24 protein-coding genes are annotated in these 26,919 nt (G+C 39.1%); 14 read left to right on the top strand and 10 right to left on the bottom strand.

Going from position 1 to position 26,919, the window contains the following annotated elements; all coding sequences use genetic code 11:
• Positions 1-218 precede the first annotated feature (218 nt).
• From ACL9RF_RS07875 to panC, 7 genes are all read right to left on the bottom strand, one after another.
• A complete protein-coding gene (locus ACL9RF_RS07875; protein WP_422800074.1) occupies positions 219-812 on the bottom strand; it encodes a hypothetical protein in 594 nt (197 codons plus the stop codon).
• Between the two features lie 237 nt (positions 813-1,049).
• A complete protein-coding gene (locus ACL9RF_RS07870) occupies positions 1,050-1,634 on the bottom strand; it encodes a DUF4136 domain-containing protein (protein WP_422800073.1) in 585 nt (194 codons plus the stop codon).
• A 54-nt stretch (positions 1,635-1,688) separates the two neighbouring features.
• Complete coding sequence (locus tag ACL9RF_RS07865; protein ID WP_422800072.1) at positions 1,689-3,329, bottom strand: NAD+ synthase; 1,641 nt, start codon at positions 3,327-3,329, stop codon at positions 1,689-1,691.
• A 103-nt stretch (positions 3,330-3,432) separates the two neighbouring features.
• Entirely contained in the window at positions 3,433-4,029 is a 597-nt protein-coding gene (locus tag ACL9RF_RS07860; RefSeq protein ID WP_422800071.1) for an FKBP-type peptidyl-prolyl cis-trans isomerase, read from the bottom strand.
• A 164-nt stretch (positions 4,030-4,193) separates the two neighbouring features.
• The gene (locus tag ACL9RF_RS07855) at positions 4,194-4,859 is read right to left on the bottom strand and encodes an FKBP-type peptidyl-prolyl cis-trans isomerase (RefSeq protein WP_422800070.1); all 666 of its coding nucleotides are present in this window, start codon (positions 4,857-4,859) and stop codon (positions 4,194-4,196) included.
• Between the two features lie 263 nt (positions 4,860-5,122).
• A complete protein-coding gene (gene panD / locus ACL9RF_RS07850) occupies positions 5,123-5,473 on the bottom strand; it encodes an aspartate 1-decarboxylase (RefSeq protein ID WP_422800069.1) in 351 nt (116 codons plus the stop codon).
• A 56-nt stretch (positions 5,474-5,529) separates the two neighbouring features.
• A complete protein-coding gene (gene panC / locus ACL9RF_RS07845) occupies positions 5,530-6,381 on the bottom strand; it encodes a pantoate--beta-alanine ligase (RefSeq protein WP_422800068.1) in 852 nt (283 codons plus the stop codon).
• A gap of 149 nt (positions 6,382-6,530) precedes the next feature.
• Between panC and ACL9RF_RS07840 the strand changes: the two genes are divergently transcribed.
• Entirely contained in the window at positions 6,531-7,361 is an 831-nt protein-coding gene (locus ACL9RF_RS07840) for a glycogen/starch synthase (protein WP_422800067.1), read from the top strand.
• A gap of 58 nt (positions 7,362-7,419) precedes the next feature.
• Here ACL9RF_RS07840 and ACL9RF_RS07835 read toward each other — a convergent pair whose 3' ends face one another.
• Positions 7,420-7,740 (bottom strand): DUF493 family protein, encoded by a 321-nt coding sequence (locus ACL9RF_RS07835; RefSeq protein WP_422800066.1) that lies wholly within the window; start codon positions 7,738-7,740, stop codon positions 7,420-7,422.
• Between the two features lie 65 nt (positions 7,741-7,805).
• Complete coding sequence (locus ACL9RF_RS07830) at positions 7,806-10,055, bottom strand: GH92 family glycosyl hydrolase (protein ID WP_422800065.1); 2,250 nt, start codon at positions 10,053-10,055, stop codon at positions 7,806-7,808.
• A 141-nt stretch (positions 10,056-10,196) separates the two neighbouring features.
• On the opposite strand from ACL9RF_RS07830, the gene ACL9RF_RS07825 reads away from it, so the two are divergent.
• The gene (locus tag ACL9RF_RS07825; RefSeq protein ID WP_422800064.1) at positions 10,197-11,183 is read left to right on the top strand and encodes a LacI family DNA-binding transcriptional regulator; all 987 of its coding nucleotides are present in this window, start codon (positions 10,197-10,199) and stop codon (positions 11,181-11,183) included.
• Here the strand turns inward: ACL9RF_RS07825 and ACL9RF_RS07820 are convergent.
• Entirely contained in the window at positions 11,170-11,559 is a 390-nt protein-coding gene (locus tag ACL9RF_RS07820) for a methionine-R-sulfoxide reductase (protein WP_422800063.1), read from the bottom strand. The genes ACL9RF_RS07825 and ACL9RF_RS07820 overlap by 14 nt on opposite strands.
• Positions 11,560-11,994: 435 nt before the next feature.
• Between ACL9RF_RS07820 and ACL9RF_RS07815 the strand changes: the two genes are divergently transcribed.
• Genes ACL9RF_RS07815 through ACL9RF_RS07760 form a run of 12 tightly spaced genes read left to right on the top strand, consistent with a single transcriptional unit; the run spans position 11,995 to position 26,919 of the window.
• On the top strand, positions 11,995-13,281 hold the full coding sequence (locus ACL9RF_RS07815; RefSeq protein ID WP_422800062.1) for a cytochrome c3 family protein: 1,287 nt from the start codon (positions 11,995-11,997) through the stop codon (positions 13,279-13,281).
• A gap of 38 nt (positions 13,282-13,319) precedes the next feature.
• Positions 13,320-16,325: a TAT-variant-translocated molybdopterin oxidoreductase gene (locus ACL9RF_RS07810; protein WP_422800061.1), complete on the top strand. Its 3,006-nt coding sequence runs from the start codon at positions 13,320-13,322 to the stop codon at positions 16,323-16,325.
• A 29-nt stretch (positions 16,326-16,354) separates the two neighbouring features.
• Positions 16,355-17,836 carry an NrfD/PsrC family molybdoenzyme membrane anchor subunit gene (nrfD, locus tag ACL9RF_RS07805; RefSeq protein ID WP_422800060.1) on the top strand — a complete coding sequence of 494 codons (1,482 nt, stop codon included), beginning with the start codon at positions 16,355-16,357 and terminating at the stop codon, positions 17,834-17,836.
• 5 nt (positions 17,837-17,841) lie between these two features.
• The gene (locus tag ACL9RF_RS07800; protein ID WP_422800059.1) at positions 17,842-18,378 is read left to right on the top strand and encodes a DUF3341 domain-containing protein; all 537 of its coding nucleotides are present in this window, start codon (positions 17,842-17,844) and stop codon (positions 18,376-18,378) included.
• Positions 18,371-19,006, top strand: a complete 636-nt coding sequence (locus ACL9RF_RS07795; protein ID WP_422800058.1) for a c-type cytochrome — start codon at positions 18,371-18,373, stop codon at positions 19,004-19,006. The genes ACL9RF_RS07800 and ACL9RF_RS07795 overlap by 8 nt, the downstream gene beginning before the upstream one ends.
• Before the next feature lie 19 nt (positions 19,007-19,025).
• Positions 19,026-20,261: a quinol:cytochrome C oxidoreductase gene (locus ACL9RF_RS07790; protein WP_422800057.1), complete on the top strand. Its 1,236-nt coding sequence runs from the start codon at positions 19,026-19,028 to the stop codon at positions 20,259-20,261.
• Between the two features lie 38 nt (positions 20,262-20,299).
• Positions 20,300-21,607 carry a cytochrome c oxidase subunit II gene (locus tag ACL9RF_RS07785; RefSeq protein WP_422800056.1) on the top strand — a complete coding sequence of 436 codons (1,308 nt, stop codon included), beginning with the start codon at positions 20,300-20,302 and terminating at the stop codon, positions 21,605-21,607.
• Between the two features lie 26 nt (positions 21,608-21,633).
• Positions 21,634-23,511, top strand: a complete 1,878-nt coding sequence (locus ACL9RF_RS07780; RefSeq protein WP_422800055.1) for a cytochrome c oxidase subunit I — start codon at positions 21,634-21,636, stop codon at positions 23,509-23,511.
• Between the two features lie 54 nt (positions 23,512-23,565).
• Positions 23,566-24,609 (top strand): COX15/CtaA family protein, encoded by a 1,044-nt coding sequence (locus ACL9RF_RS07775; RefSeq protein WP_422800054.1) that lies wholly within the window; start codon positions 23,566-23,568, stop codon positions 24,607-24,609.
• A gap of 59 nt (positions 24,610-24,668) precedes the next feature.
• Positions 24,669-25,574: a heme o synthase gene (gene cyoE / locus ACL9RF_RS07770; RefSeq protein ID WP_422800053.1), complete on the top strand. Its 906-nt coding sequence runs from the start codon at positions 24,669-24,671 to the stop codon at positions 25,572-25,574.
• Between the two features lie 31 nt (positions 25,575-25,605).
• Complete coding sequence (locus ACL9RF_RS07765; RefSeq protein ID WP_422800052.1) at positions 25,606-26,169, top strand: cytochrome c oxidase subunit 3; 564 nt, start codon at positions 25,606-25,608, stop codon at positions 26,167-26,169.
• 9 nt (positions 26,170-26,178) lie between these two features.
• Entirely contained in the window at positions 26,179-26,919 is a 741-nt protein-coding gene (locus ACL9RF_RS07760) for a cytochrome c oxidase subunit 3 (RefSeq protein ID WP_422800051.1), read from the top strand.

The following is a 26,919-nucleotide window of genomic DNA, read 5'->3' as shown; positions in this document are numbered from 1 at the left end:
AAAATTTCAAGTTTTAAAACCTCCAGCGCTTAGGCAAACCAGAAAAAGAGCGTCATTTTTTTAAGGAAAATGCCCTGCTGTTATAATGTAAGTGCTTGATAGTAAGGGTTTATTGAAAATAAAGCTGGTAAAAAGCTAAAAAGCCGAAAGCATCTTTTAAAAACGATACCTTCGGCTTTTTGAAGTATTATGCGGTTAACTTTGATCAAAGCTTAACCTTATTGATTTCTTTTTAGCTGCTCATCTAAAAGCTGACGCTTTAATTGCTGCTCCTTTTCCATCGCTTTTTTCTTATAGGTATGGAATTCATTTTGCACTTCCTCTGCGGTTTGCTGATGCACTACAGCATCGACCTTTGCTTTGCGGAACGAAAAAACTGTAGTCAGCAAAACAATAGACAATACCGCAATAAGAGTCCACACCGTTCCGTGGTACGCCCCTTTACCGAATTCTAACCCAGCAACAGAAACATTATCCGTTTTCTGTTTTTCGGTATGCAATTCCTCTTTAATCAAACTTAACGAATCCCTTACCGCTTGCAGTGTATTTACTGAAGACGAGCTATTGCTTTTTAAGCTCGCAATTTCTTTGGTATATTTCGCTATAGAATCCGCTACATTTTTCTGTATAATTTCAATATTTGATTTACGAATAATTTTAAAGTCCACATCTTGAGAACGAGATTGCGCTAATAAAATTTGAAATTGCGTTGGTAAGTCCAAATTAGACTGCAATTTCTGCTGCAGTGTAAGCTGTGCAAAGCTTTGGGCAACAACAAATATAAAAACAAACGAAAGAATTGATTTAAGCATAGTTGGATATTTATCAGTTGTGATTTATGTAAAAATGTTAAAATATTTACGTTTAAACAAGAAAAATTATAAATCATTGAACTGCTGTAGCGTTTTTTCAGTTTCTGCATGATTTATCCGATTATAAGGGTAGCATGTATATGCCAAAGGCAGTATGCTTGGTTTATTTGGGCGATAGTAATTAAAAAAAATCGGCTGCCTTATTCAGGCAGCCGATATATGTCGGTATGTTTTGAATTATCTTTTTTGTGTTGGAAAAGGATACTCTTTTAAAACACCGGTTACCATTTTAGGTAAATCGTTAATGGCTTTTTCAGGAACGCTAACCTCACTAAAACCACGAGCTTGCCATATTACTGTATTTGTACTGCGGTCGATAGCTTCCAGAATAAGGTGTCCGTAGCGTACCCTTTCCTTAGCCACCGGATAAGAACCACCATAGAAACCGCCATAAAAAGACCAAGGGCTATACCAACCCCAAGGGCCACCCCAACCGAAACCACCATAATATGGGCTGCTATATATTAATTTACTTTTATTGTTAACAAGGGCAATATAACGGAATAAAATATCAGGATTATCCTTGCTATAAGTAAGGCCATGCTGTTCTAGCGTTTTGTTTGCCGTAGAAAGGATATTATCTCTAGCAATATCATTATTATAGAAATCTTTGGATAGCGAGTCTACCGGGGGCAGCCAGCCATACGTTTTAAACTTGCTAAAATCCATGCTTTGAATACGTGTAGTATGGAATTTGCGCGAAGAGCAGGAGCCCAGAACAATGAAGGCTACCGCGGCAAGGAATAGGAAAAAATTTTTCATAACATACTTTATTTATAATCCTTTAGACATACGGTTCATAAAAAGGTTTATTTTTTAAAAAGAAAATTTTGCAACTAAAGGCATTGCCCTTCCAGGCCCAAAAGCCTTCGGACTTACCCTTAAAATTGGAGGGGCTTGAAAGCGTTTAAATTCAGCATTATTCAGCAGTTTGCTGATGCGTGTCACCAAGTCTATATCAAAGCCCAGTTTAACCACTTCAGATCCTGACTTCTCTTTTTCCACCAGTTGATAGAGTATTGCATCAAGTATTGGGTAAGGAGGCAAAGAGTCGGAATCTTTTTGATCTGGTCTAAGTTCTGCTGAGGGCGCTTTCACGATGGTGTTAAGTGGAATTATTTCGCGCTCCCGGTTAATGTACTTAGCAAGTTCATAAGCCTGCGTTTTATACACATCACCAATAACGCTTAATGCACCGGCCATATCACCGTACAAGGTACCATAGCCCACTGCAGCTTCACTTTTGTTGGAGGTGTTGAGCAATATGTGGCCAAATTTGTTAGACACCGCCATTAACAAGGTTCCACGTATCCGCGCTTGGATATTTTCTTCTGTTGTATCAGGTGTTAACCCCTTAAATGCCTCTGCAAGGTTATGATCAAAGGCCTCGGAGATATCCTTGATGGGCAAAACAAGGTGTTTACAGCCCGTATTTTCGACCAAGTCCATGGCATCCTTTATAGAGTGATCTGAAGAATATATGGAAGGCATTAATACGGCCAATACATTTTCAGCACCTAAAGCCTCGACAGCAAGAGCGGCAACGACAGCCGAGTCTAAACCGCCAGACAAGCCTAACACCGCCTTACTAAAGCCTGATTTTCGGAAGAAATCTTTTATTCCGAGCAATAAAGCCTGATGTATCCATGCAATTTCTGAAGGGTTCTGTTTGGCCTGTTGCTGGTCTACCACGAAATCTCCCCCCGTTAAGGTTACATAGCTCAAGTCCTCTTCAAAGGCCGCCAGTTCGGTAAGGATAGATCCAGATTTATCGAGGGCTAAAGAGCGTCCGTCAAAGATAATATCAGCATGTGCACCAACCTGATTTACATACACTAAAGGAGCACAGGCTTTAACGATATTGCTTCTCAACACCTTTACGCGTTCTTCAAAGTGTACATATGAAAAGGGAGAGGCAGCGATATTAACAATAAGGTCAGGCTTTTCCGCTGCCAGTTTATGCATAAGATCGCCAACATAAGAATTGTCTGTATCATTGTCCCAAAGATCCTCACATATGGTTAGCGCAATCTTCTTGCCCATTATGTCTATACAATGAGGAGCCGTGTTAGGTTCAAAGTAGCGGTATTCATCAAATACATCATAGGTAGGCAATAATGATTTATGCGTAACCGAATTGATTTTACCATTGGATAATACTACTGCCGCATTGAATAAAGGTTTTCCCTCTTGGTTTGTATTACGCACAGGAGCACCTATAATACAGCATATATCCACACAATGCAGCGCAATCTGCTGAATGGAAGTATGGCATTGCTGAATAAAAACAGTATTTCGGAGGAGGTCCTTGGCTGGATAACCACCAATAGCGAGTTCAGCGAAAATTATAAGATCAGCATTTTGTGTTTTGGCTTGTTGAATGGCCTGAATAATTTTGGATGCATTGCTCTCAAAATTACCGATATGATAGTTGAGTTGTGCTAGCGCTATTTTCATTTTTTTATGCTATTATGCTAAGCTATTTAGAAAGGCATAAATATAAAAATTTTTTATAGCTTAAAGCAAGCGGGTTGCCCAAATGAGCAACCCGCTGTGTATATTATTTAATATCCAAGACCTCAATGGTGAAGTCCAAAGGCGCATCAGGAGGAATTACCGCTCCTCTGCCATACTTATCATAACAATAAGGGGAAGGGGCAACAAATCGGATTTTTCCTCCTTTTTTAATTCCCAGCGGTGTTAGTCCACCCATATTATAGATCGTTCCATTCAGCTTCTGTTCGCTAGGTATTATCGCTCTTACCCAAGCATTGATAATTCCATCCGCCGTAAAAGAAACATCACCCTTGTCGTTCGCATCAAATACAGCACCATCTTTTACCAGACGCCCCTCGTATTTTGCCGTTACCATGAAGTTTTTAATATAACCATTTGCTGCATAGAAATTATAACTATTATCCGTGTTTGGAGCCAATACCTTATACCATATGCCACTTGCCGTATCCAATTTGGCTCCGGGGATATTTTTTTCCGCGTATGCTTTCAATATCGGCGCCTGTTGTTTTAACAAGGCTTCAACACGTTCTTTATCCTGTTGTAGCAATTCTTCATAGCTGATTTTGTCTTTATCGCTACAAGAAGTTGCAACAAGCGCTGTAGAAAGAATAGCGAAGGAAAGGAAGAGTAGTTTTTTCATGTAAATTATCGTGATATGCTGTAAAAATAAGATCTTTAATGATGCCTACAATGCTAAATAAAAATAAACCATATACCTAATGTTAAGGCAACAGGCATTCCGAATAAAAAAGAGGTATAAAAAATAAGGCGCCCATAATGACGCCTTATTTTTATACAAGGAATTTAGTTGCTGATTTCTAGTACCTCAAATTCGTAAGCTAAGGGTGAGTTAGCAGGAATCTTATCGCCAAGTGTGCTGTTCTGGAACGCAAATACCGATGGTCCTACAATTCTAAATTTACTGCCTTTTTTAAGACCATTTTTGGTAATACCGCCAATAATTTTGGCATCACCATTAATTTTAATGTCATACGGCGTAAACGCGTAGTACCATAAGTTGTTAAAAATAGGGGTGTTAGGGTTGTTCTGCCAGTTGTAGGTAGAACCCGTTTTATCTTCTTGAACGACAGTTCCATTCAAAAGTTTAGCCGTGTATTTTAATTTTAATATCGGTAATACAGCAACATAGCCACCATTTGTTAGTGTTGCTTTATACTCATACGTATTATCTGTAGGTTCATTAACTACCTCATACCAAATTGACCTGTCCGTTTTCTTATTTAAATAATAATAACGCATGGACACCGTATCCTTCACAGGAGTGCCGTAAGTACTTTTTGCATAATTTTCAATGGCTGTACGTTGCGAGAAAATTAATGAGTCGAGTGATTTTTCTTGTTGTCTGTAAAATTCCTCGTAATCGGTATTATCTTTTTTATTGCAGGCGCTAAACAAAAATACACCAGCTAATGCCACCAGTGAAGTCTTAATAAGGTTAGTAGTTTTCATTGTAGTTTATATTAATTTAAATCCATCTGTAAAACGCTAATATAAAAGGATGTGCTACATTTTGGAATTAAAATTATTGAAAATTACACTAAGTATCTTGAAATCAATAGCTAATGTTTGTTATTTCTTTCCAGTATTAAAAAGTACAAGCATTTCATGGCGGCAAAATCCAAAGGATGTACTGAAAAGATAAACCAGAAGCTGTTATAAAACGAAGACCTGGATTTTTTCCAGGTCTTCGTCTTCGGGGCTTTTAAAACAGTTTATTTAATTAAACGATTATTGTCGTCTGGGAATACCAATCGCGGCTGATGTACTTTGGCTTCCTCTGTCGTCATTAATGCATACGATATAATAATTACAATGTCACCAACCTGAACTAAGCGTGCAGCAGCACCATTTAAACAAATGGTACCTGTGCCCCGTTCGCCAGGAATAACATACGTCTCTAAACGAGCGCCGTTATTATTGTTTACAATCTGGACTTTTTCGTTTGCAAGAATATTTGCTTCGTCCATTAAGTCTTGGTCAATGGTAATACTCCCTACGTAATTCAACTCAGCCTGTGTTACACGAGCACGGTGAATTTTCGACTTCATTACTTCAATCATCATGATACAAAATTACTTTTTCTGCTGTATACTATGCAGAAAAAAAATATAAATATTACCTAATTGTTGTTTAACAACATATTGTCGATTAGGCGTACACCATCAATCCAAGCCACAATAAGTGCCACATAGTTTTGGTTTGGTTCTATCCGCTCAGTTTCCATTAATGTGGTCGTCTCACAGATGGCCAGATACTCCAACTCGACGTCTCCTTCCCCTGCTATCAAAGCCTTAGCTTGGCTTAAAAGTGCGGCAAAGGATTGCTCCTGGAAGCCCTCTTTTATTAAGGTCAATGCCCTCGATAAAACCAAAGCTTTGGTTTTTCCCGTTTCACTTAGGCGCACATTTCTAGAGCTTAGTGCCAAGCCCTTTTCATCGCGTATAATAGGGCAAATGATAAGGGTAACCGGCAGCTGTTTGCTATCAATTAAACGCTGAACCACCATAACCTGTTGAAAATCTTTTTGTCCGAAGCAGGCTACATCAGGCTCAATTATCGTGAAGAGTTTATAAACCACCTGTGTTACCCCCTGAAAGTGTCCCGGTCGATTGGCGCCCTCCCAGATTTGATCCAGGCTACCCAAGTCGATATGCCATTTTTCGTCCTTATCGGGATACATCTCCTGTACATCCGGCAAAAATAAGACGTCGCATTCTGCCTTTTCTAATAAGCGAATGTCATTTTCCAATGGTCTCGGGTATTTTTCCAAGTCCTTGGGGTCGTTAAATTGTGTCGGGTTTACAAAAATACTACAGATAGTTAACGTATTATTTTCTTTTGCTTTATCTAATAACGAAAGGTGCCCGCTGTGTAAAGCGCCCATGGTAGGAACCAATGCTATACGTCTATTTTCGGCCTTTTGTTGTTTTACAAAGGCCTGTATTTCGTTTTTGGTTTTAAAAATTTGCATACTGCCAACCTAAAATAAGAGGGTAAAGGTGCGTAATAAATTCGTAATTAAAAAGCTGCATGAATTGATGAATTGTAAAATTTAGATATTATTAGTATCTTTGTAAACCGATTTTACTGTTCAAAAAAAATAAAATTAAATAATTGGAGATGGCAAAAACGAAAATATTGTTTGTTACCCACGAGATGTCGCCTTTCCTTGAAATAAGTAAAATTTCTGAAATTACACGCCAACTACCTCAAGCGATGCAAGAAAAAGGATTCGAAATTCGTATCCTGATGCCGCGTTTTGGAGGTATTAATGAGCGCAGAAATCGTCTTCACGAGGTTATAAGGTTGTCGGGAATGAATATAGTGGTGGATAATAACGACAATCCATTGATTATTAAGGTAGCCTCTTTGCCTGCTGCACGTATGCAGGTTTACTTCCTGGACAATGAAGAGTTTTTTCAACGTAAGAAAGTTTTCAGTGATGAACATGGCAAGTATTTCGACGACAATAATGAGCGTTCCTTATTCTTTTGTAAAGGTGCCTTGGAAACGGTTAAGAAATTAGGCTGGTCGCCAGATGTGGTACATTGCCATGGATGGTTTACAGCAATGATTCCGCTTTACTTGAAAAAGGTGTATCATGATGATCCAACCTTTAAAGATGCGAAGGTGTTCTACTCGTTGTTTAACGAAGAGTCTGATTTTAGCCCATCAAACACATTGGGTGCCAAGTATGGCGAAATGGCTGCGCAGGAAGATGTTTCTGCAGCAGACGCAGCGGTGTATGGTAGCGGTAGTTATGCCGATGTGTACAAAGGTGCGCTGACCTATACCGATGTTGTCGTAAAGGCGGATGATAATTTAAATGCAGAAGTGTTGCAGTTTATTGAAGATCAAAAGCTACGTGTATTTACGCCAGAATCAGATACGGATTATGAAGGTTTTGGAACCTTATATGAAGAATTTGCTTCTGAGGAAGTTGAAGCATAAACACTATATACCAACAAAAAGGGCTGTCATTTTGACAGCCCTTTTTGTTGGTATATACTTAAAGCATAATAACCTTATCTATCTTAGCGACCTGTTTATAATACGCAATAACCTCGTCGGCCGTTGCAACATACGTTTCTACGGTTAAGGAGTTATATTTTCCAGTTTTAGAATCTTTAACAGCTATTTTAGTGCTAGGGTGGACGAATATTTTTTCAATCTCCGCGTTGTTTTCCAAGCTAGCAGGTACAATAAATTTAAACGTATACAGGGTTGGAAATTGCTCTACTTCAACCAGTTTTTCGCGAAAACTTGCGTAGAAGTCTGTTTTGTCTCCTGTGTTGATATCTTGAACATTGATGTTGCTCAAATCTTTCATAATAAATTTCCTTTCGTTTTAATCGTTTTATTACAATAAGTGTGCCTTGATTAGTTCGGGGTAGGTTATGGCCTATTATCTACCTCAACGGCAAATTTTTTGTTTGGTTTGGCAGACATTTCAAGTATTAACGTGCCTCCATCAATCAAATTGTCATGTTTGATATAACTTTTAGGGTAGTTTTTTCCATTTAAAGTAACCCTATTGATGTATATATTTTGGGCAGCATAATTTTTTACCTGTATTTTAAATGTTTTACCATTTGGCAATTGCAGGGTTGCCGATTCCATTAAAGGAGATCCAAATATGTACTTGCCCTCCATCGGATTTACGGGGTAGAAGCCCATTGCAGTGAATACATACCAGGCACTCATTTGTCCTAAGTCATCATTGCCACATAAACCCGCGGGGCTGTTGGTATAGTATTTCGTTGTTACTTCACGTAGCAACTTTGCGGTTTTCCACTGTTGCCCAACATAGGCATAAAGGTAGGGGACATGATGATTGGGTTCATTTCCCTGCGCATACTGCCCGACCATACCCGAAATATCAGGCGAGGCATCGTCCAGAGCCTCAGGCAGGTTGATAAATTCATCCAATTTTTGTGTGAATCCCTTTTCACCAGCAAGGAGATGAATAAGGCCATGAACATCCTGCGGTACTAACCACGTATATTGCCAGGCATTTCCCTCACAATAATCATTCTCACGGTGTTTGGCCATTAACGGATTAAAAGGGCGACGGAAGTTACCATCGCGCTGTCGGCCAACAAAGTGCCCTACCTCGGTATCAAAATATTTTTGGTACAATTTATAGCGTTTTTCAAAGTACGCCGCATCCGATTCTTTTTGTAAGAATTTGGCTATTTGGTAAGCACCATAATCAGCTATGGCATACTCCAGCGCCCAAGCTACAGACTCATGGTTCATATCTTCTATAGGAATGTACTGCAGTTGTTTAACGAAGGTTAAACCATTTTCGTTGCCCAAAGCGGTAGTTTTTACCGCTTCATATAAGAGGTCGTAATCTGTAGGGTCTACTAATCCCTTTAAAAGTGCATCAGCCAAAACAGGTGTTGCCGGCAACCCTACCATAGTATTCGTTTCGTTTGCCCAAAGGTGCCAAACCGGGAGTTTGCCCTGCTGTTCGTAGATTTTAAGTATTGTTTTTACATAATCTTTCGCTTTTTTATCCTCCAAAATGGTCATCAAAGGATGCAAAGCCCTATAGGTATCCCATAAGGAAAAAACGGTATAATTATTAAAATCCGCTGCCCGGTGTACCTGCTTGTCGGTGCCCCTATAATCACCATTATGGTCGTTAAACAAGGTAGGTGCAAAGTAGGTATGGTATAGGGCGGTGTAAAAAATAGACTTCAGATTTGTATCGGCCTGGTAATCTATTTTTGATAATACCTGGTTCCATTTATCTTTTGCCAGCATACGCGCCCGGTCAAAGTCCCAGTAAGGAATTTCTGCCGTTATATTTTCGAGAGCGTTGCTGCTGCTAACAGGAGACAAAGCAACTTTCAGCTCGACGGGTTTTTCCGGGTCGATCGTAGCAATCACTTTAACCGCTGCTCCTTTAGCCTCCGGGCTATCCTTTAATGCTTGGGTATTATTATAAAATTTCACCTCTTTAAATGCTGTGGAAGATCGTATGGCAAAATATACCTTTTGGTCGTCGGCCCATCCCTTCGAAAATCTATAGCCCACTAAAGTCGTGTCGTTTACGAGTTTTACATACGTGTCTGTCGGAGTATCCCAGTTCATCCTAAAGCCCAAATCTATCAGTATATGTGCATTATCCTTATTTTGGAAGCTGTAGCGATGGTATCCCACCCGTTCTGAGGAGGTTAATTGCGCTTCAATACCATAGTCGTCCAACTGCACCTTATAGTACCCCGGTTTTACCAGCTCATTTTCTTTCTTAAAATGCGAGCCATAGCCCTTATCCATTTGGTTGTATGGGGCCGGTGTAAGTTTAAAATCGCCGGTAGCGGGCAACACCAAGATGTCATTGAGGTCGCCAATACCCGTACCGCTAAGGTGCGTGTGGGTAAACCCTAGGATATCTTCACTTATATAGTTGTACCCGCTGCACCAATCCCAACCTTGAAATTTATCCCAGGTATGGGGGATTTGGCTTGGCCCCAACTGGACCATTCCATTTGGTACATTCGCCCCAACAAAAACATGTCCATGCCCTGCGGAACCAATATATGGGTTTACATATTGGGTGTAATCTTTTTGCTGTGCTTGTACAGCATTTAAAAGCGGTAGGGTAGCCAGTAACAATAGCAAACTTATTTTCATAATTCGTATGGGTTTCACTTGTGATTCTCGTTATATTTTGGAAATATAAAACCTTTTAGCTTAAATTTATAATTTTTTGTTTGTGGAAAGGTACGTGTATTTTAGTAGTTTCGTAATGAAATATAAGCCAAGACTTAAATAATGAAGAAAAGATTGTCGATAAGTGATATCGCCCTGAATTTAGGTGTTTCGGTTACCACCGTTTCCTTTATTCTAAATGATAAGGCGAGAGAGAAGCGTATTAGTGAGCAGCTTACTAAACGGGTGTTAGATTATGTTAAGCAGGTAGGGTATAAGCCTAATCAGTTAGCCAAGAGTTTACGTACCGGTAAATCTAAAACCATAGGTTTATTAGTCGAAGATATATCCAATTCATTTTTTGCAAATATAGCTGATCATATCGAAAAGCTAGCCTATGAATACGGTTACCATATTGTGTATTGTAGTATGAATAACGATGTAAATCGTGCGAAAGAGCTGATTCAGCTGTTTTACGATAGGCAGATTGATGGATTTATTATCACCCCAACAGAAGGGCTAACTGAGATTATTCAGCGATTGTTGAAAAATAATGTCCCCGTGGTATTATTTGATAGGAATTTGGATGATTTGGAAACAAATTTTGTGATTTCAGAAAATAAGGAGGGTGCACTGTTGGGTGTTAAATACCTGGCAGAGGAAAAAAAAGCCGAACGTATTGGTTTTATAACGATTAATTCGGAGCAATTGCAAATGCGTGGCCGGTTGGAGGGCTATAATGAAGCTGTGGCTGCAATAGGGCTGGAGCCGTTAATCAAAAGAATTGACGCTTCAAAGTCGGATGAAGATACAGTTGCTGCCATAAAAGACTTTATAGTAACAAATAAGCTCGATGGTATATTGTTTGCTACAAATTACCTGGCCTTATCTGGTCTCAAAGCTATAAAGACTTTTGGTTTGCCCATACATAAGCTCGTTTCTTTTGACGAGAATACTGTATTTTCTTTGGTGGAACCCCCTGTCAGTGCAATCGCCCAAAATATGGGCGAGATTGCACAGCAAGTTGTAGATATCTTGATAAGTGAAATAAATGGCACCAACAAAGATCTGGTAAAGGTCGTTGTGCCATGTGCGCTTATTCGGCGCTAGAATCTTCCTTTGCGATAAACTTCATGGAAATGGAGTTTACACAATGCCTTGTATTCTTAGGGGTAAAACCCTCTCCTAAGAATACATGACCTAAATGTCCGCCACAATTAGCACAGACAATCTCGGTTCTTCTGCCGTCGGCGTCCAGAACCTGCTTTACAGCGTTAGGTATTTCATCGTCAAAACTTGGCCATCCGCAGTGCGACTCAAATTTGTCTTCCGATCGATAAAGTGGCGCATCACACTGTTTGCAAAGATAGAGACCTTTGGTTTTATTGTTTAGTAAGGATCCAGTAAATGGGTGTTCTGTACCTTTGTGCAAGATGATATACTGCTCCTCTGCACTTAGTTTATTGTAATTTTTAGAACTATTCATCTCTTTAATTGTTTAAAGGTTATTGAATACTGTAAGGCTTCGCTCCATAGAACCCCTGCAGTGATTGAGCTGTATGCAAAAGTAATAATATATATATTCAAAATTTCGATACATTATACATGCTATTAAGAATAATGGTGTTATAAATCAATGCTTAAATACCAGCTTTTTTGTTTCTGCAATCATTTTTTTTTATGTTAATTTTTTGCACTTAATTCCAAATAAATAAATTCCTTTAAATGGGGCGTTTTCCTTGCTAAAGGCTATATAAATGGATTTATTTAGAATGATTTTAAATTGATAATTTGCGTCATTAAATTGTCAGGGATTACTTATAAAGTTATACTTTTGTGCATTGTTTAGTGTCGCTATGCGTACTAGCAATGAAACAAAGTAATTTTTATATTCATAAATAAATAGTATAAAGTGCTAAATATGAGAAATATCTCATCCGTATTGGGAAGACTAGCGAAGTCAATATCGATCAGTTTGGTATTGTTATTTGCCGTTACATTGACATCAAAAGCGCAGGATGCGAAAGAAGGGGCTGCGCTGTTTAAAGCAAACTGTACTGCTTGTCACAAGATTGATAGAGACATGACCGGTCCTGCCTTGAAAGGCATGACGGAACGTCACGATGAAGCTTGGTTGGTAAAGTGGATTAAAAACTCCAAAGCGTTGATCGACTCTGGAGATCCAGTTGCAAAGAAACTTTTTGAGGATCACAACAAAATTGCGATGCCTGCATTTACGCAGTTCTCGGATGATCAGATCAAAGGTATTATTGCCTTTGTGAAAGAAGAAGAAGTGAAGTTGGCGGCAGGTCCTGCTGCTGGTGGTGCTGGTGCTGCCGGTGCTGCTGCAAGTTCAGATGCTTCGACTTTTATGGTTATTGGGATGGCGGCGATCTTGATTTTGGCTGTTGGTGTAATTTTTATCTTAAGTCGTGTAACGAAGACTTTAGAGAAGGTTATTGCAAACAACCAAACTGCTATTGATGCTGCGAAAGCGCGTAACGAGGCTATTGTGGAATCTGGTAAAGCGAAATTCGCACAGAAGTTCCTTAAAAACAAAAAATTAGTAGGTTTTGCTGCTTTGATGGTGGTGGCGTTGTTGGCTGTTTTAGGATGGCAGACGATGTGGAATGTGGGTGTGCATACAGGATATAAGCCTGTGCAGCCGATTAAATTCTCTCACCAAATTCACGCGGGTGTAAATCAAATTGAATGTCAGTATTGTCACGGTGGTGCGTTTAAATCTAAAAACGCTTCTATTCCTTCGGCAAACGTATGTATGAACTGTCATAATACAATTACTGCTGCAGATCACTACAATGGTGAAATTTCTCCTGAACTATTGAAGTTATACCGTGCGGTAGACTGGAACCCAGATACCCGTACTTATGGTGAAAATACCAGACCTATTGAATGGGTTAGAATTCATAATTTACCTGATTTTGCGTATTTCAACCACTCACAACACGTTGTTGTAGCGGGCGTTGAGTGTCAAACTTGTCACGGTCCTATCGAGACGATGGAAGAGGTGTATCAATACTCTCCGTTAACGATGAAATGGTGTGTTGACTGTCACAGAACAACAGAAGTAAATACGGATAACAAGTATTACGATCAATTGATCGAGGCACACGAGAAATTGAAAAAAGGAGAGAAGATGACTGCGGCAATGATCGGTGGTCTAGAGTGTGGTAAGTGTCACTATTAATAATTAATTCGGAAAACGCAATCTTATATACAGCTTAAATGGATAGCAATAAAAAATATTGGAAAGGCTTAGAAGAGTTGAATCAAACTCCAGCGTTTGTTGAGAACAGCAAAGGTGAGTTTGCTGAGTCTATTCCTGTAGAAGATGTATTAAATGAAGCAGGCTTAAGTACAAGAACACCACGTCGTGACTTCTTGAAAGCTTTAGGTTTTGGTTTAGGGGCTGTTACCTTGGCAGCATGTAACCGTACGCCGGTTCACAAGGCTGTTCCGTATGTAATCAAGCCAGAGGAGGTTACTCCAGGAATTCCTAACTTCTACGCTTCATCATTTAATGGACAGAGTATTTTGGTTAGAACACGTGAAGGTCGTCCTATTTCTGTTGAAGCAAACCCAAATGCAATCGGATTGAACCAAGGTACAGATGCAATAACTGTTGCATCGGTATTGGATCTGTACGATATGTCGAAATTACAAAACCCACAAATTGGTGGTAAGGATGTAGAATGGTCTAAATTGGATAGTACCGTTATTGCGGCTTTAGATAAGGCTGCGGCTGCAGGAAAGCAGATTACGGTTGTTTCAAATACGGTAAATTCTCCATCAACATTAGCGTCTATCGCTAAGTTAACAGCAAAATACCCGACTACTACACATGTGCAGGTCGATGCTATTTCGTATAGCGCGATTATTGAAGCAAACAAAGCTTCTTTTGGTAAAGCTGTGGTGCCATCGTATAAATTTGATAATGCTCAGGTTGTTGTTTCTGTAGCGGCTGATTTCTTAGGAACTTGGTTGGCAGGTGAAGAGCATACCCAAGATTATATTAAAAATCGTGATTATAAATCATTGAAAAATGGTAAAATGTCACGTCATATCCAATTTGAATCTGGTCTTTCTATGACGGGATCTAATGCGGATGTTCGTATTGCTATCAAACCTTCTGAAGAGGGTGCGGTATTAATTGCATTATACAATGCTATTACAGGCCAATCGGTAGCAGGTGGCACAACAAATGCTAAAGCTCAAACAGCTATTAAACTTGCTGCAAAGGAGTTAGTAAATGCTAAAGGTTCTGCTATTGTTGTTGCGGGTGCTAACGATATTCATATCCAAGCCTTAGTAAATGCCATCAATACGCAGTTAGGTGCTTACGGTTCTATTATTGATTTAGATAACTATGCTAAACAATACCAAGGATCTGATGCTGATTTTCAACAATTCTTAACGGCTGCTAAAGCTGGTCAAGTGGGTGTTGCTTTATTCTTAAACAGCAATCCTGCTTACGATTACTTTAAAGCGGATGACGTAAAAGCGGCTATTGCGAAAGTAGATTTTAGCTTGTCATTTGCTGACCGTGCAGACGAAACTGCCATTTTAACAAAAGCTATTGCTCCTATACCTACTTACTTAGAGTCTTGGGGTGATTCTTCTTCAAAAGAAGGTTTGTTTACGGTAGTTCAACCGACTATTAATCCTGTATTTAATACCAGACAAGCGGAGCAAAGCTTCTTATTATGGGCTGGTGATACTACAAATGTATATGATTTTGTAAGACAAAACTGGGAATCTTCGATCTTATCGGGTACAGGTAAAGCATGGAAAGATGTGTTACAAGCGGGTTTTGTATACAAAGGGTCTAAATCAGGATCTTCATATACTGCAAATGTGGATGTAAATGCTGCTGCTGCTGCGATTACTGCTGATGCGAAAAAAATTACAGGTGATGTAGAATTGAAATTATACGAGTCTACAGTAATGCGTGATGGTCGTTATGCAAACAATGCGTACTTGCAAGAGCTTCCTGATCCTGTTTCTAAAGTAACCTGGGATAACTATGCCGCTATTAACCCTAAATTCGCTGAGAAATTAGGCATTGGTGAGCATGGTCGTGTAAAAGTTGAAGCGAATGGTCAATCTATTGAATTGCCTGTAGTTTTCCAACCGGGGCAGGCGATGGATACCGTTTCTGTAGCTTTAGGTTATGGTCGTACGAATGTGGGTAAGGCGGGTAATGAAGTTGGTAAAAATGCTTTCCCATTTGCATCTTTAGTAAATGGTACAGTGCAGTTGTCGGCAAAAGCGAGCCTATCTAAAGCATCAGGTACATACGAATTAGCTCAAACACAAACACACCATACCATCGAAGGTCGTAACATTATTCGGGAGACAACTTTCGCTAAGTATTTAAAAGATCCTAACTCGGAGGCTGGTCGCTTCGCGGATTCACACAAAACATACGATTTGTGGAATAAGTTTGAACAACCTGGACATAAATGGGTTATGGCGATCGACTTAAATGCGTGTACGGGCTGTGGTTCTTGTATTGTTGCTTGTAACGTAGAGAATAATATTCCGGTAGTAGGTCGTGATGAGGTTCGCCGTCGTCGTGAAATGCACTGGTTACGTATCGACCGTTACTATACAATCGAAGATAACGGAACAAAATATACCAAAGAGAAGGAGATTGCACATATCGAAGATTTCGAAAATGTTACGGTAGTACACCAACCGATGTTGTGTCAACACTGTGAGCATGCTCCTTGTGAAACGGTATGTCCGGTATTAGCAACGGTTCACTCTTCAGAGGGTTTAAACCATATGGCATACAACCGTTGTTTTGGTACACGTTACTGTGCTAACAACTGTCCATATAAAGTGCGTCGTTTCAACTGGTTTAACTACTGGAATGACTCTCGCTTTGATAACTACTTGAACAATGAATTTACACAGTTGGTATTGAACCCTGATGTTACAACACGTTCTCGTGGGGTAATGGAGAAATGTTCAATGTGTATTCAACGTATCCAGGCGGGTAAATTGAAAGCAAAAATGGAAGACCGTAAAGTAAAAGATGGCGATGTAGTAATGGCTTGTCAAGCTGCTTGTTCTGCAAACGCTATTATCTTCGGTGATGCAAACGATCCAGAGTCTGAAGTTTCAAAAGCATTACGTAACGAACGTGTATACTACGTATTGGAAGAGATCAATGTTCAGCCGAACATCGGTTATATGACAAAAGTAAGAAACACATTTGAAGCATAATTTTATTCTATATCTGAAATAAAAAAACTATGTCATCGCATAACGAATCAATATTAAGAGAACCATTAATGACCGGTAAGGGCATCACTTATGCACAAATAACTGATGATATCTTACTACCGGTTGAAAATAAACCAAACAAAGCTTGGTGGATAGGATTTATCGTAGCCGTGTGTGGAGCTATGTTATGGGTTGTGAGTGTTGGATACACGTTTTGGACGGGTATTGGCGCTTGGGGTCTGAATAAAACTGTAGGTTGGGCATGGGATATCACCGACTTTGTATGGTGGGTAGGTATCGGTCACGCCGGAACGTTGATTTCAGCCGTATTGTTACTATTCCGTCAGAATTGGCGTAATTCTATTAACCGTTCAGCCGAGGCGATGACAATCTTCGCCGTAATTTGTGCCGCTACTTACGTTGTAGCACACATGGGGCGTCCTTGGTTAGCTTACTGGATTTTCCCGCTACCAAATCAATTTGGATCTTTGTGGGTAAACTTTAACTCCCCATTGGTATGGGATGCCTTTGCGATTTCTACTTACTTTACCGTTTCTTTAGTGTTCTGGTACTGTGGTTTATTACCGGATATCGCATCTGTACGTGACCGTGCCTCTGGTTTACGTAGAAAAATCTATTCTATTTTCTCTTTAGGATGGAGTGGATCGGTGAAAACATGGCAGCGTTTTGAGATTGTATCGTTAATCTTAGCGGGTATCTCTACACCATTAGTACTTTCAGTACACACTATTGTATCTATGGACTTTGCAACGTCTGTAATTCCAGGATGGCACACGACAATCTTCCCTCCATACTTCGTGGCAGGAGCAATTTTCTCGGGTTTCGCCATGGTACAGACTTTATTGTTGATCCTTCGTAAGGTGTTAAACTTTGAGCACTACATCACGATGTTTCACATCGAGTCGATGAACAAAATCATTATGGTGACGGGTTCTATCGTAGGTATTGCTTATTTAACGGAGTTATTTATCGCATGGTACTCGGGTTCTGAATACGAGATGTATGCTTTTGCTAACCGTGTTGCCGGACCGTATGCTTGGGCGTACTGGGCGATGATGACTTGTAACGTAATCTCTCCGCAGTTGTTCTGGTTCAAAAAGATTCGTACAAGTATTCCTATCTCTTGGGTTTTATCTATTATCGTGAATATTGGTATGTGGTTCGAGCGTTTCGTAATTATCGTAACTTCCTTACACCGCGATTACTTACCATCGTCATGGGCAATGTTCTACCCAACATGGGTTGACGTGGGTATCTTTGTAGGATCTATCGGTTTATTCTTTACATTATTCCTATTGTTCTTACGTTTCTTACCGGGTATCGCTATTGCAGAGGTTAAGTTATTATTGAAAAGCTCTAGCTTACAACATAAAACTAAACTTATTCAAGAAGGTGCATTCCCTGATGACCAAGTGGAATACTTTAGAAATTCATTGGAGAAATACGACTCTGTTACGGCAGAAGAGATTAACGCTTTACGTAAAAAATAATAGCAATGAGCAATACAAAATATATATTGGGTAGTTTTGCCGATCCAGATGATATGATGCATGGGATTGAAAAATTGCAGGCAAATAACATTAGCATATACGATTGTTTTACACCGATGCCTATACACGGTATTGAGGCTAAATTAGGTGTTAAACCTTCAAGATTACCGATCGCGGCTTTCTGTTTTGGCGCCTTAGGTACTACATTAGGATTTAGTTTGTTGTACTACACCATGTCTTACGACTGGCCAATGAATATTGGTGGTAAACCCTCGATGCCTTTACCAAACTTTGTTCCGGTAACATTTGAGGTTACAATTTTATTATGTGCCTTAGGTATGGTTGCAACGTTCTTTTACCGTAATCATTTTTTTCCAGGACGTGCACCACGCGTGATGGACTTGAGAGCAACGGATGATCGTTTTATTATTGCTATTGATGCAAAAGAAAATACAGATCATTCTACAATTGATAACTTGTTGAAAGAAGCAGGTGCAGTAGAGGTTAAATACAATGAAAGAAAATATGTTAGTTATGAATAAGAAGAATTTTCTTGGCGCTGTATGTTTGGCTGTAACATTTGCAGCAGTATTTACTGCTTGTGGAGATGGTACTACTCGTAGCACTGGTTTGGAATTTTCTCGTAATATGTACGATCCGATTGCTTACAATCCTGATCAGCCAAATAATAATTTTGAAAATGGTCAAACCGCTCAAACACCGCCAAAGGGTACGGATCCTATCGGTTTTGAAAAGTTTGGTGCTGAATATGCCAATACACCTGAAGATTATCAACGTGCAGGTGCTGAAGTTAAAAACCCACTTCCGGTAACAAAAGAAAACCTTGAAAAAGGTCATAAATTGTTCTTGGCAAACTGTGCCGTTTGTCATGGTGTTGAGGGTAAAGGAGATGGTTCTATCACAAAAGACCGTAGTGTTACGGACTCCAGAGGTACGCGTCAGTTGGAAAACTTTCCGCCGCCACCATCTTATGCAAGATCTACAGGCGCCAACTCTTCTAGAGGTGGTTTAATGGCCGATCTTACAGAAGGAAAAATTTATCATACCATTTACTACGGTGTAAACACAATGGGGTCACATGCGTCACAGCTGAACCCACAGGAGCGTTGGAAGGTAGTAATGTATGTTCAAGAATTACAAAAGAAATAATCTAACATCAATTAAATAAATGGGAACTCACAATCATCACCACGATTATAATTTCGGCGAGCAATATACTTTTGCGGGTACAGCTAAGATTGTTACCTTGGTTGCTATCGTTTTTGGTATAGCAGCTATCGCTTATGGTCTGTTATCAAGTGAACATATCATTGTTGAGCGTACATATGCTAACCTATTATTGATGGGCTATTATTTTACTTGTGTATGTGCAGCAGGAGCTTTTTTTGTAGCTCTACAATTGGTAACACAATCAGGTTGGTCAGCAGGATTAATTCGTATTCCTCAAGCTATGGCCAGCATTCTTCCTATTGCCGCGGTTATCTTATTAGTTATCGCTGGTACAGGATTAATTTCACATAACCTTTATCACCACTGGAATGGCGAAGGATTAACAGATCCTAATAGCCCACATTACGATGCAATTATTGCGGGTAAATCCGCGTTTTTAAATGTACCGGGCTTCTTTATTCGTCAGATTATTTTTATGGGTAGTTATAGCATTTTTGCTTTTATCTTAACGAAACTATCTTATAATGAAGATTTAGTGGGTGGCTTAAACGGATATAAGAAAAGCTTTAAATTATCGGCTTTATTTTTAGTAATCTTCGGATTTACTACACCAATTTGGTCATTCGATACAATTATGTCGCTAGAGGCGCACTGGTTTTCAACCATGTTTGGTTGGTACAACTTCGCAGCAATGTGGGTTTCCGGTATCTCGGCAATTGTTGTGCTTTTGATCTTGGTTAAAAAAGCGGGTTACATGAAATGGGTAAATGAAAATCACTTACATGATTTAGGTAAACTGATGTTCGGTTTCTCTATTTTCTGGACGTACGTTTGGTTTGCTCAGTTTATGTTAATCTGGTACTCTAATATTCCGGAAGAAACGGTTTATTTTTATAAACGTTGGGAGCCGGAATACAAACCATGGTTTTGGTTGAGTATTGTTATTAACTTTGTATCCCCTCTATTGTTGTTAGTAGATAGAGATGCAAAACGTAAACAAAATGTAATGTTATTCGTTGCAATCTTGTTACTTTGTGGTCACTGGTTAGATTATTATATTATGATTATGCCGGGTACCGTAGAAGCAGAACGTGGATTTGGTCTTATTGAGGTGGGTACAGCAATTGGCTTCGCGGGTTTATTTGGTTTCTTAGTATTAAATAAATTAAGTAAGCATGCCTTGGCGCCTAAGCATCATCCTTTCTTAGATGAGAGCTTACACCATCAGATTTAATCGATTAAGAAGAATACGTACAAACGTTTATATAAGAAATGAATTTAAAAATAAATAACAGGTTCAAAACCATTTGGGGTTTACTACTTGTAGTAAGTTTATACTTTGCTGCTCCATTACAGGCTGCTCAGAGTGATTCTACTTCAGTAGATACGGTAGCTACAACAACGGCTGTAGTTACTGCAGATTCAACAGCTCAAGACAGTACTGCTGCTGCTACAACTGTAGCGGCGGGTACGGATGCTGCTGCTGCGACGGCAACGACAGTAAAAGTGGAAGAGGTTAAAAAAATTGACCCTCAAGTCTATAAAAACTTCTTTTATTATGTATTACTGTTTTTAGTGGTATGTACAATAATTGCTGTTGTTGGAAAAATCCATTCCGTTTATATTCTTACGAAGAAAATGAACGGGAAATACAATCCTTTAGGCAACAATAATCTTCAGGCGGCTTTATTCTTAGTGTTCCTTGTCGTGTTTTTAGCGGGGGTATACTATTCTTATTCTGTTTGGGGAAGCTGGGCTTGGAGAGATGCCGTAACAGAACATGGTAAGGATATTGATCGTATGTTTATCATTACCTTGGTGCTTACCACATTTGTATTGGTTGTAACACACATTATTCTACTGTCATTTACGTATGTGTATAGAATGCGTGCGAAAAGACAGGCGTATTACTACCCACATAATGATGCTATCGAGCGTATTTGGACTATTGTTCCTGCTATTGTTTTAACGGTTTTAGTATTGTTTGGTTTCTTTACTTGGCGATCTATTACAAATGTTCCTGAGGATTTACAAAAATCTGCTTTGCAGATTGAGGTTTTAGGTGAGCAGTTTGCATGGCATGTAAGATATCCTGGAGCGGATGGAAAAATTGGTAAACGTAATTTTAAAATGACGTCATCAACGAATCCATACGGTATTGATTTCAATGACAAAGACTCTTGGGATGATATTCAGGCACCGGAGATTGTTTTACCTGTAAATAAATCTGTGCGTTTCCACATTATCTCTAAAGATATTATTCACTCTTTCTTTATTCCTGACTTCCGTGTTCAGATTAACGCGGTACCGGGTATGGTAAACTACTTCCAGTTTACACCAACAGTTACGACGCAAGAAATGCGCGATCGTATGAACGATCCGAAGTATGACTTCGTTATGTTGTGTAATAAAATCTGTGGTTCTGGTCACTGGAATATGCAGAAGAAAGTAGTTGTTGTTACCGAAGCGGAGTATAAAGAGTGGTTAAGCAAACAGGGTAAATACTTCAATGAAGATTTACAAAAAGAGTTTGCTAGTAACAGCACAGTAGAAGATGTTAAAACAGCTTCAGTAAATTAATTGTAGTAAGAATTTTATAATAAAATATGTCAAGTACAGTTATATCACACGACGCAGGTCATCATGATGATGCGCATGGCCACCACCATGAGACATTCCTAACGAAGTACGTCTTTAGTCAGGATCATAAGATGATCGCGAAGCAATTCTTGATCACAGGTATCATAATGGCAGTTTTTGCCATGTTACTATCCCTTTTATTCCGTATCCAATTAGCTTGGCCGGATAAAGATTTCCCTATTCTTGAAGTATTCTTAGGAAAATGGGCTGAAGGCGGCCGGATAAAACCGGAGTTCTTCTTGTCTTTGGTTACCATTCACGGTACCATGATGGTATTCTTTGTATTAACAGCAGGTTTATCGGGTACTTTCAGTAACCTTTTAATTCCGTATCAAATTGGTGCGCGCGATATGGCGTCGCCGTTGATGAATATGTTATCCTATTGGTTCTTCTTTGTAGCTTGTGTTATTATGGTTGCCTCTTTCTTTGTTGAAAGTGGTCCCGCATCTGCAGGTTGGACAATCTATCCGCCGTTATCTGCTGTTCCTACAGCAATTCCGGGTTCTGGATTGGGTATGACCTTATGGTTGGCAAGTATGGTATTGTTTATTGCTTCTCAGGTATTGGGTGGTGTAAACTACGTAAGTACTGTTTTAAACATGCGTACGAAAGGTATGGATTTATGGAAAATGCCTTTAACAATATGGTCGTTTTTCTTAACTGCTATTGTGGGTTTATTATCCTTCCCGGTATTAGTATCGGCAGTAGTGTTGTTAATCTTTGACCGTTCGGCAGGTACATCATTCTACTTATCTGATTTAGTGATTCAAGGCCAGATTTTACCGAATGAAGGTGGATCTCCAATTTTATTCCAGCACTTATTCTGGTTCTTAGGTCACCCGGAGGTATATATCGTTGTTATGCCAGCTTTAGGTTTAACATCTGAAGTTATTGCAACGAACTCACGTAAACCAATCTTTGGTTACCATGCCATGGTTTACTCTTTAGTAGGTATTACTGTATTATCGTTTATCGTTTGGGGTCACCATATGTTTGTAACGGGTATGAATCCTTTCTTAGGTGGTGTATTCATGATTACAACATTAATTATTGCGGTACCTTCTGCGGTGAAGGCATTCAACTATATGGCAACATTATGGAAGGGTAACATTCGTTTTACGCCGGCAATGATGTTTGCTATTGGTATGGTATCTTTCTTTATCTCTGGTGGTTTAACAGGTATTTTCTTGGGTAATGCTACCTTAGATATCAACTTACACGACACGTACTTTGTGGTTGCCCACTTCCACTTGGTAATGGGATCGGCATCTATATTTGGTATGTTGTGTGGTGTTTATCACTGGTATCCTAAAATGTTTGGCCGTATGATGAATACTAAATTAGGTTACTTCCACTTCTGGTTAACATTTATCGGTGCTTATTTAGTATTTTTCCCGATGCACTTTATGGGTATCGATGGTGTTCCTCGTCGTTACTATGCATTTACGGAGTTCCCTTTCATGGAAAAATGGGTTTCTGTTAATATTTTAGTTACTTGGGCGGCAATTATTGCAGGTTTAGGTCAGCTGGCGTTCTTAGTAAATTTCTTTGGATCTATCTTCAAAGGTAAGAAAGCTACACAAAACCCTTGGAACTCTAATACATTAGAGTGGACGACTCCTGTTGAGCATATTCATGGTAACTGGCCAGGAGAAATTCCTACCGTTTACCGTTGGCCTTATGACTACAGTAAACCGGGTCACAACGAAGATTTCATTCCTCAGAGTGTTCCTTTTTCGGAAACTATGAGTTCAAATATGGTACACGATTTCGAAGGAAATGAAGAGGCTGTTCGTATTCAGGAACAGTGGAATAAAGATAATAATAGAGTAGTAGAAGGGTAGGTTTTTACCTACCTTTTACATACACTTGTGGTTAGATAAAGAGGGGATTAGCAGATGTATCCAAAAGCAGAAAAACGTTTTGTAAGTATTAATAGGTTTACTATTATTATTCTGTTTCTCGTTATTACTGCTGGTGGTATTGTTCGGAGTACTGGATCCGGAATGGGATGCCCGGATTGGCCTAGATGTTTCAATAGAATAATTCCGCCAACCCATGTATCGCAGTTGCCAGAGGGCTACGAACAACAATACATTGATGGTCGTGCTAAGAAAAATCAGCGTTTTGCAAAGATTGTAGATTTTTTTGGCTACGCAGATATGGCGGATCGTATCCGTCACGATGAGAGCCTTTTAGTACATGAGGAATTTAATGCAGCGAAAACCTGGACAGAGTATATCAACAGGTTAGTGGGGGTGATAGCAGGTTTTGCTTTATTATTCTCGGCCATTTTTTCCTTTACCTATATCAAATCAAAACCATCTATTGTCGTATGGAGCGTTCTTAATCTTTTTACGGTAGTTCTTCAGGCCTGGTTAGGTTCGATTGTGGTTTCCACGAATCTTATGCCTTGGATTATTACTGTGCATATGCTTTTAGCTTTGGTTATTGTAGCGATTAGTATTTATACTTTTTTTAGCGCCACAACGCATCGCAACAAAACTATTTTGGTGAACTATCCTTCAACCGGATTAAAAAGTATAGCCTTATTGTCTCTAGCTATTATGCTGGTGCAGGTTGTATTCGGAACAGAAGTTAGGGAAGCCATCGATTTGCTAAGTGCACAAGGAACTCCGCGGTCTACATGGATCGAGCAGGTTGGTAATAGTTATGCTGTACATAGGGTTCTAGCTTATATAACGTTGGTTATCACTGTATTATTTTTCTATTTAGTGAAGAGTAGATTCAGTGCCAGTTCGTTACAGGCTAAATATGCATGGCTTATATTAATAGGTGTTATAATTCAAATGTTGTCCGGTATTATTCTAGCACGTTTTGCGGTGCCTGCATTTGCACAGACAACACATTTGGTTATGGCGAGTTTGTTTTTTGGGGCTCAATTTTATTTGATGCTTTTAATGTCTAAATTGAAAAGATAAGCAATGAAAGGTATTCCCAGTTTGATAGCAGAATTTTTGCTAATGGAGGTGTCATATTAATGAAAGCTTTTATTTCCGATTTTAACAAACTTGTTAAATTGCGTCTGACGTTAACTGTTGTTTTTTCAGCATCGATTTCTTTTTTAATTGGTGCCAAGCAGCAGGGTGATATTATGTGGTTCAATTGGCTGTTATTAACAATTGGTGGTTTTTTGGTAACGAGTGCTGCAAATGGCTTTAACGAAATTATCGAAAAAGATATTGATAAGTTAATGCAACGGACTATGGATCGTCCTTTACCTGCGGGTAGGATGACTACAGGACAGGCCTTGGTTTTAAGCCTTTTTATGGGTATTGCGGGTACCTTGGTATTGGTGAAATTGAATTTTATTGCAGGTTTAATTTCTGTTTTTTCAATTTTTCTTTATGCCTTTGTATATACCCCATTAAAGCAAAAGTCGCCCATAGCGGTTTTTGTAGGCGCTATTCCGGGTGCGTTGCCGCCACTTATTGGGTACTATGCTGCTTTTCAGTCTGCAGGTTTTGGCTTGGCATATGCTGCTGTTAGCGAAGCTGCGATTGTTGTAACACCATTGGTGCTTTTTGCTATTCAGTTTTTATGGCAGTTCCCGCATTTTTGGGCTATTGCTTGGGTGGCATACGACGATTATGATAAAGCAGGTATTCATTTGTTACCGACGACAAAAAAAGATACTACATCAGCCGTTATACTGTTGATATCAGGACTGTTAATGGTTCCTGCAGGTTTTTTACCTTGGTATTATGGTTTTGGAGGTATTATTTTTACCCTGGTATCGTTAGTAGGTGGGTTAATGTTTAGCTGGTATGCGTACAAGCATTTTAAGGAACGTACCGAACAGTCAGCAAAAAGGGTTATGTATGTATCTTTTATATATTTGCCCGTAACACAGTTGGCATTATTATTTAACTTTATTCCTTTTTAGAAAATTTAAGATGGGAGATCTTAGTATGAACATGGAAGAATTGCAGCAGGTAAGAAAAGCTAAAAAGTTTAATCTTTGGCTGGGACTTATCGGTATGTTTATGATGTTTGCAGCGCTATCCAGTGGTTTTATTGTATATACAGCCAGTGGTGTGGATAAAGGCATTAAAACTTTGTTGCCGCAAGCTTTTATTTATAGTACAATTGTTATTGTACTCAGTAGTTTTACACTGCACTTCGCACACAAGGCGGTTAAAGCAGGGGAGGTTGCTAAACAGAAACTTCTGTTGTTGCTTACTATTGCTTTAGGAATTGTTTTTTTTGCATTACAGTTACATTCATGGACGGTGCTGACAGGGCAAGGTGTTTATTTTATAAATAACAATGCCTCTCAGTCTTTTATCTATGTATTTACTGGATTGCATCTGGCGCATATTATAGGAGGTCTTTTGGTGTTAATCCGCTGCTTTACTGGAGCAGTACGTGGCATACCTTTAGATAATAATGTGTACCGCATGGATCTAGCTGCTATATTTTGGCATTTTCTAGATCTTTTATGGATTTATATATATGTTTTCTTACTTTTGAATCAATAATAGTAAACAATGAGTACAACAACTGTATCGCAATTGGATAAGGTAAATGACGGGCCATGGAAAGGTGGTAAGTCGCCTTGGAACTTAGAGTATGGAAAAATCATGATGTGGTTTTTCTTGGTATCGGATGCCTTTACTTTTTCCGCATTCTTAATTTATTATGCTGCGCAAAAATTCGCTCAACCTACGTGGGTAGATGCCGATAAGGTTTTTCAATCTATACCAGGTATTGCCGATTCTGGCCAGCCCTTAGTTTTCGTAGGTATAATGACATTTATCTTGATTATGTCTTCGGTAACGATGGTATTAGCCGTTGAAGCTGGTCACCGTAATTCAAAACATGAAGTTGTAAAATGGATGTTATGGACAATTTTAGGTGGTTTATTGTTTGTAGGCTGTCAAGCTTTAGAATGGAGTCACTTGCACCATATGGGCTTTTGGTTTGGCCGTAACCCAGCAACGGGTTTGACAGATGATGTCGCTATTGCCGAAGCTTTAAAGCCATATTTTACAAATGATATCGCTTACACAGCTGCGCTGCAATTCTCTAACTTATTCTTTACCATTACAGGTTTCCACGGTTTCCACGTTTCTGTAGGTATTCTTTTAAATATTATTATTCTTTTTATGACATTGAATAATACATTTGAGAAAAGAGGTACTTACCTTATGGTTGAAAAAGTAGGTCTTTATTGGCACTTTGTAGATTTAGTGTGGGTATTTGTATTTACATTCTTCTACTTAATCTAA

This window comes from Sphingobacterium sp. Mn56C, assembly GCF_049319645.1.
GTDB lineage: Bacteria > Bacteroidota > Bacteroidia > Sphingobacteriales > Sphingobacteriaceae > Sphingobacterium.
The sequence above is the reverse complement of the archived record's forward strand: the minus strand, read 5'-3'. Positions and strand labels throughout refer to the sequence as shown.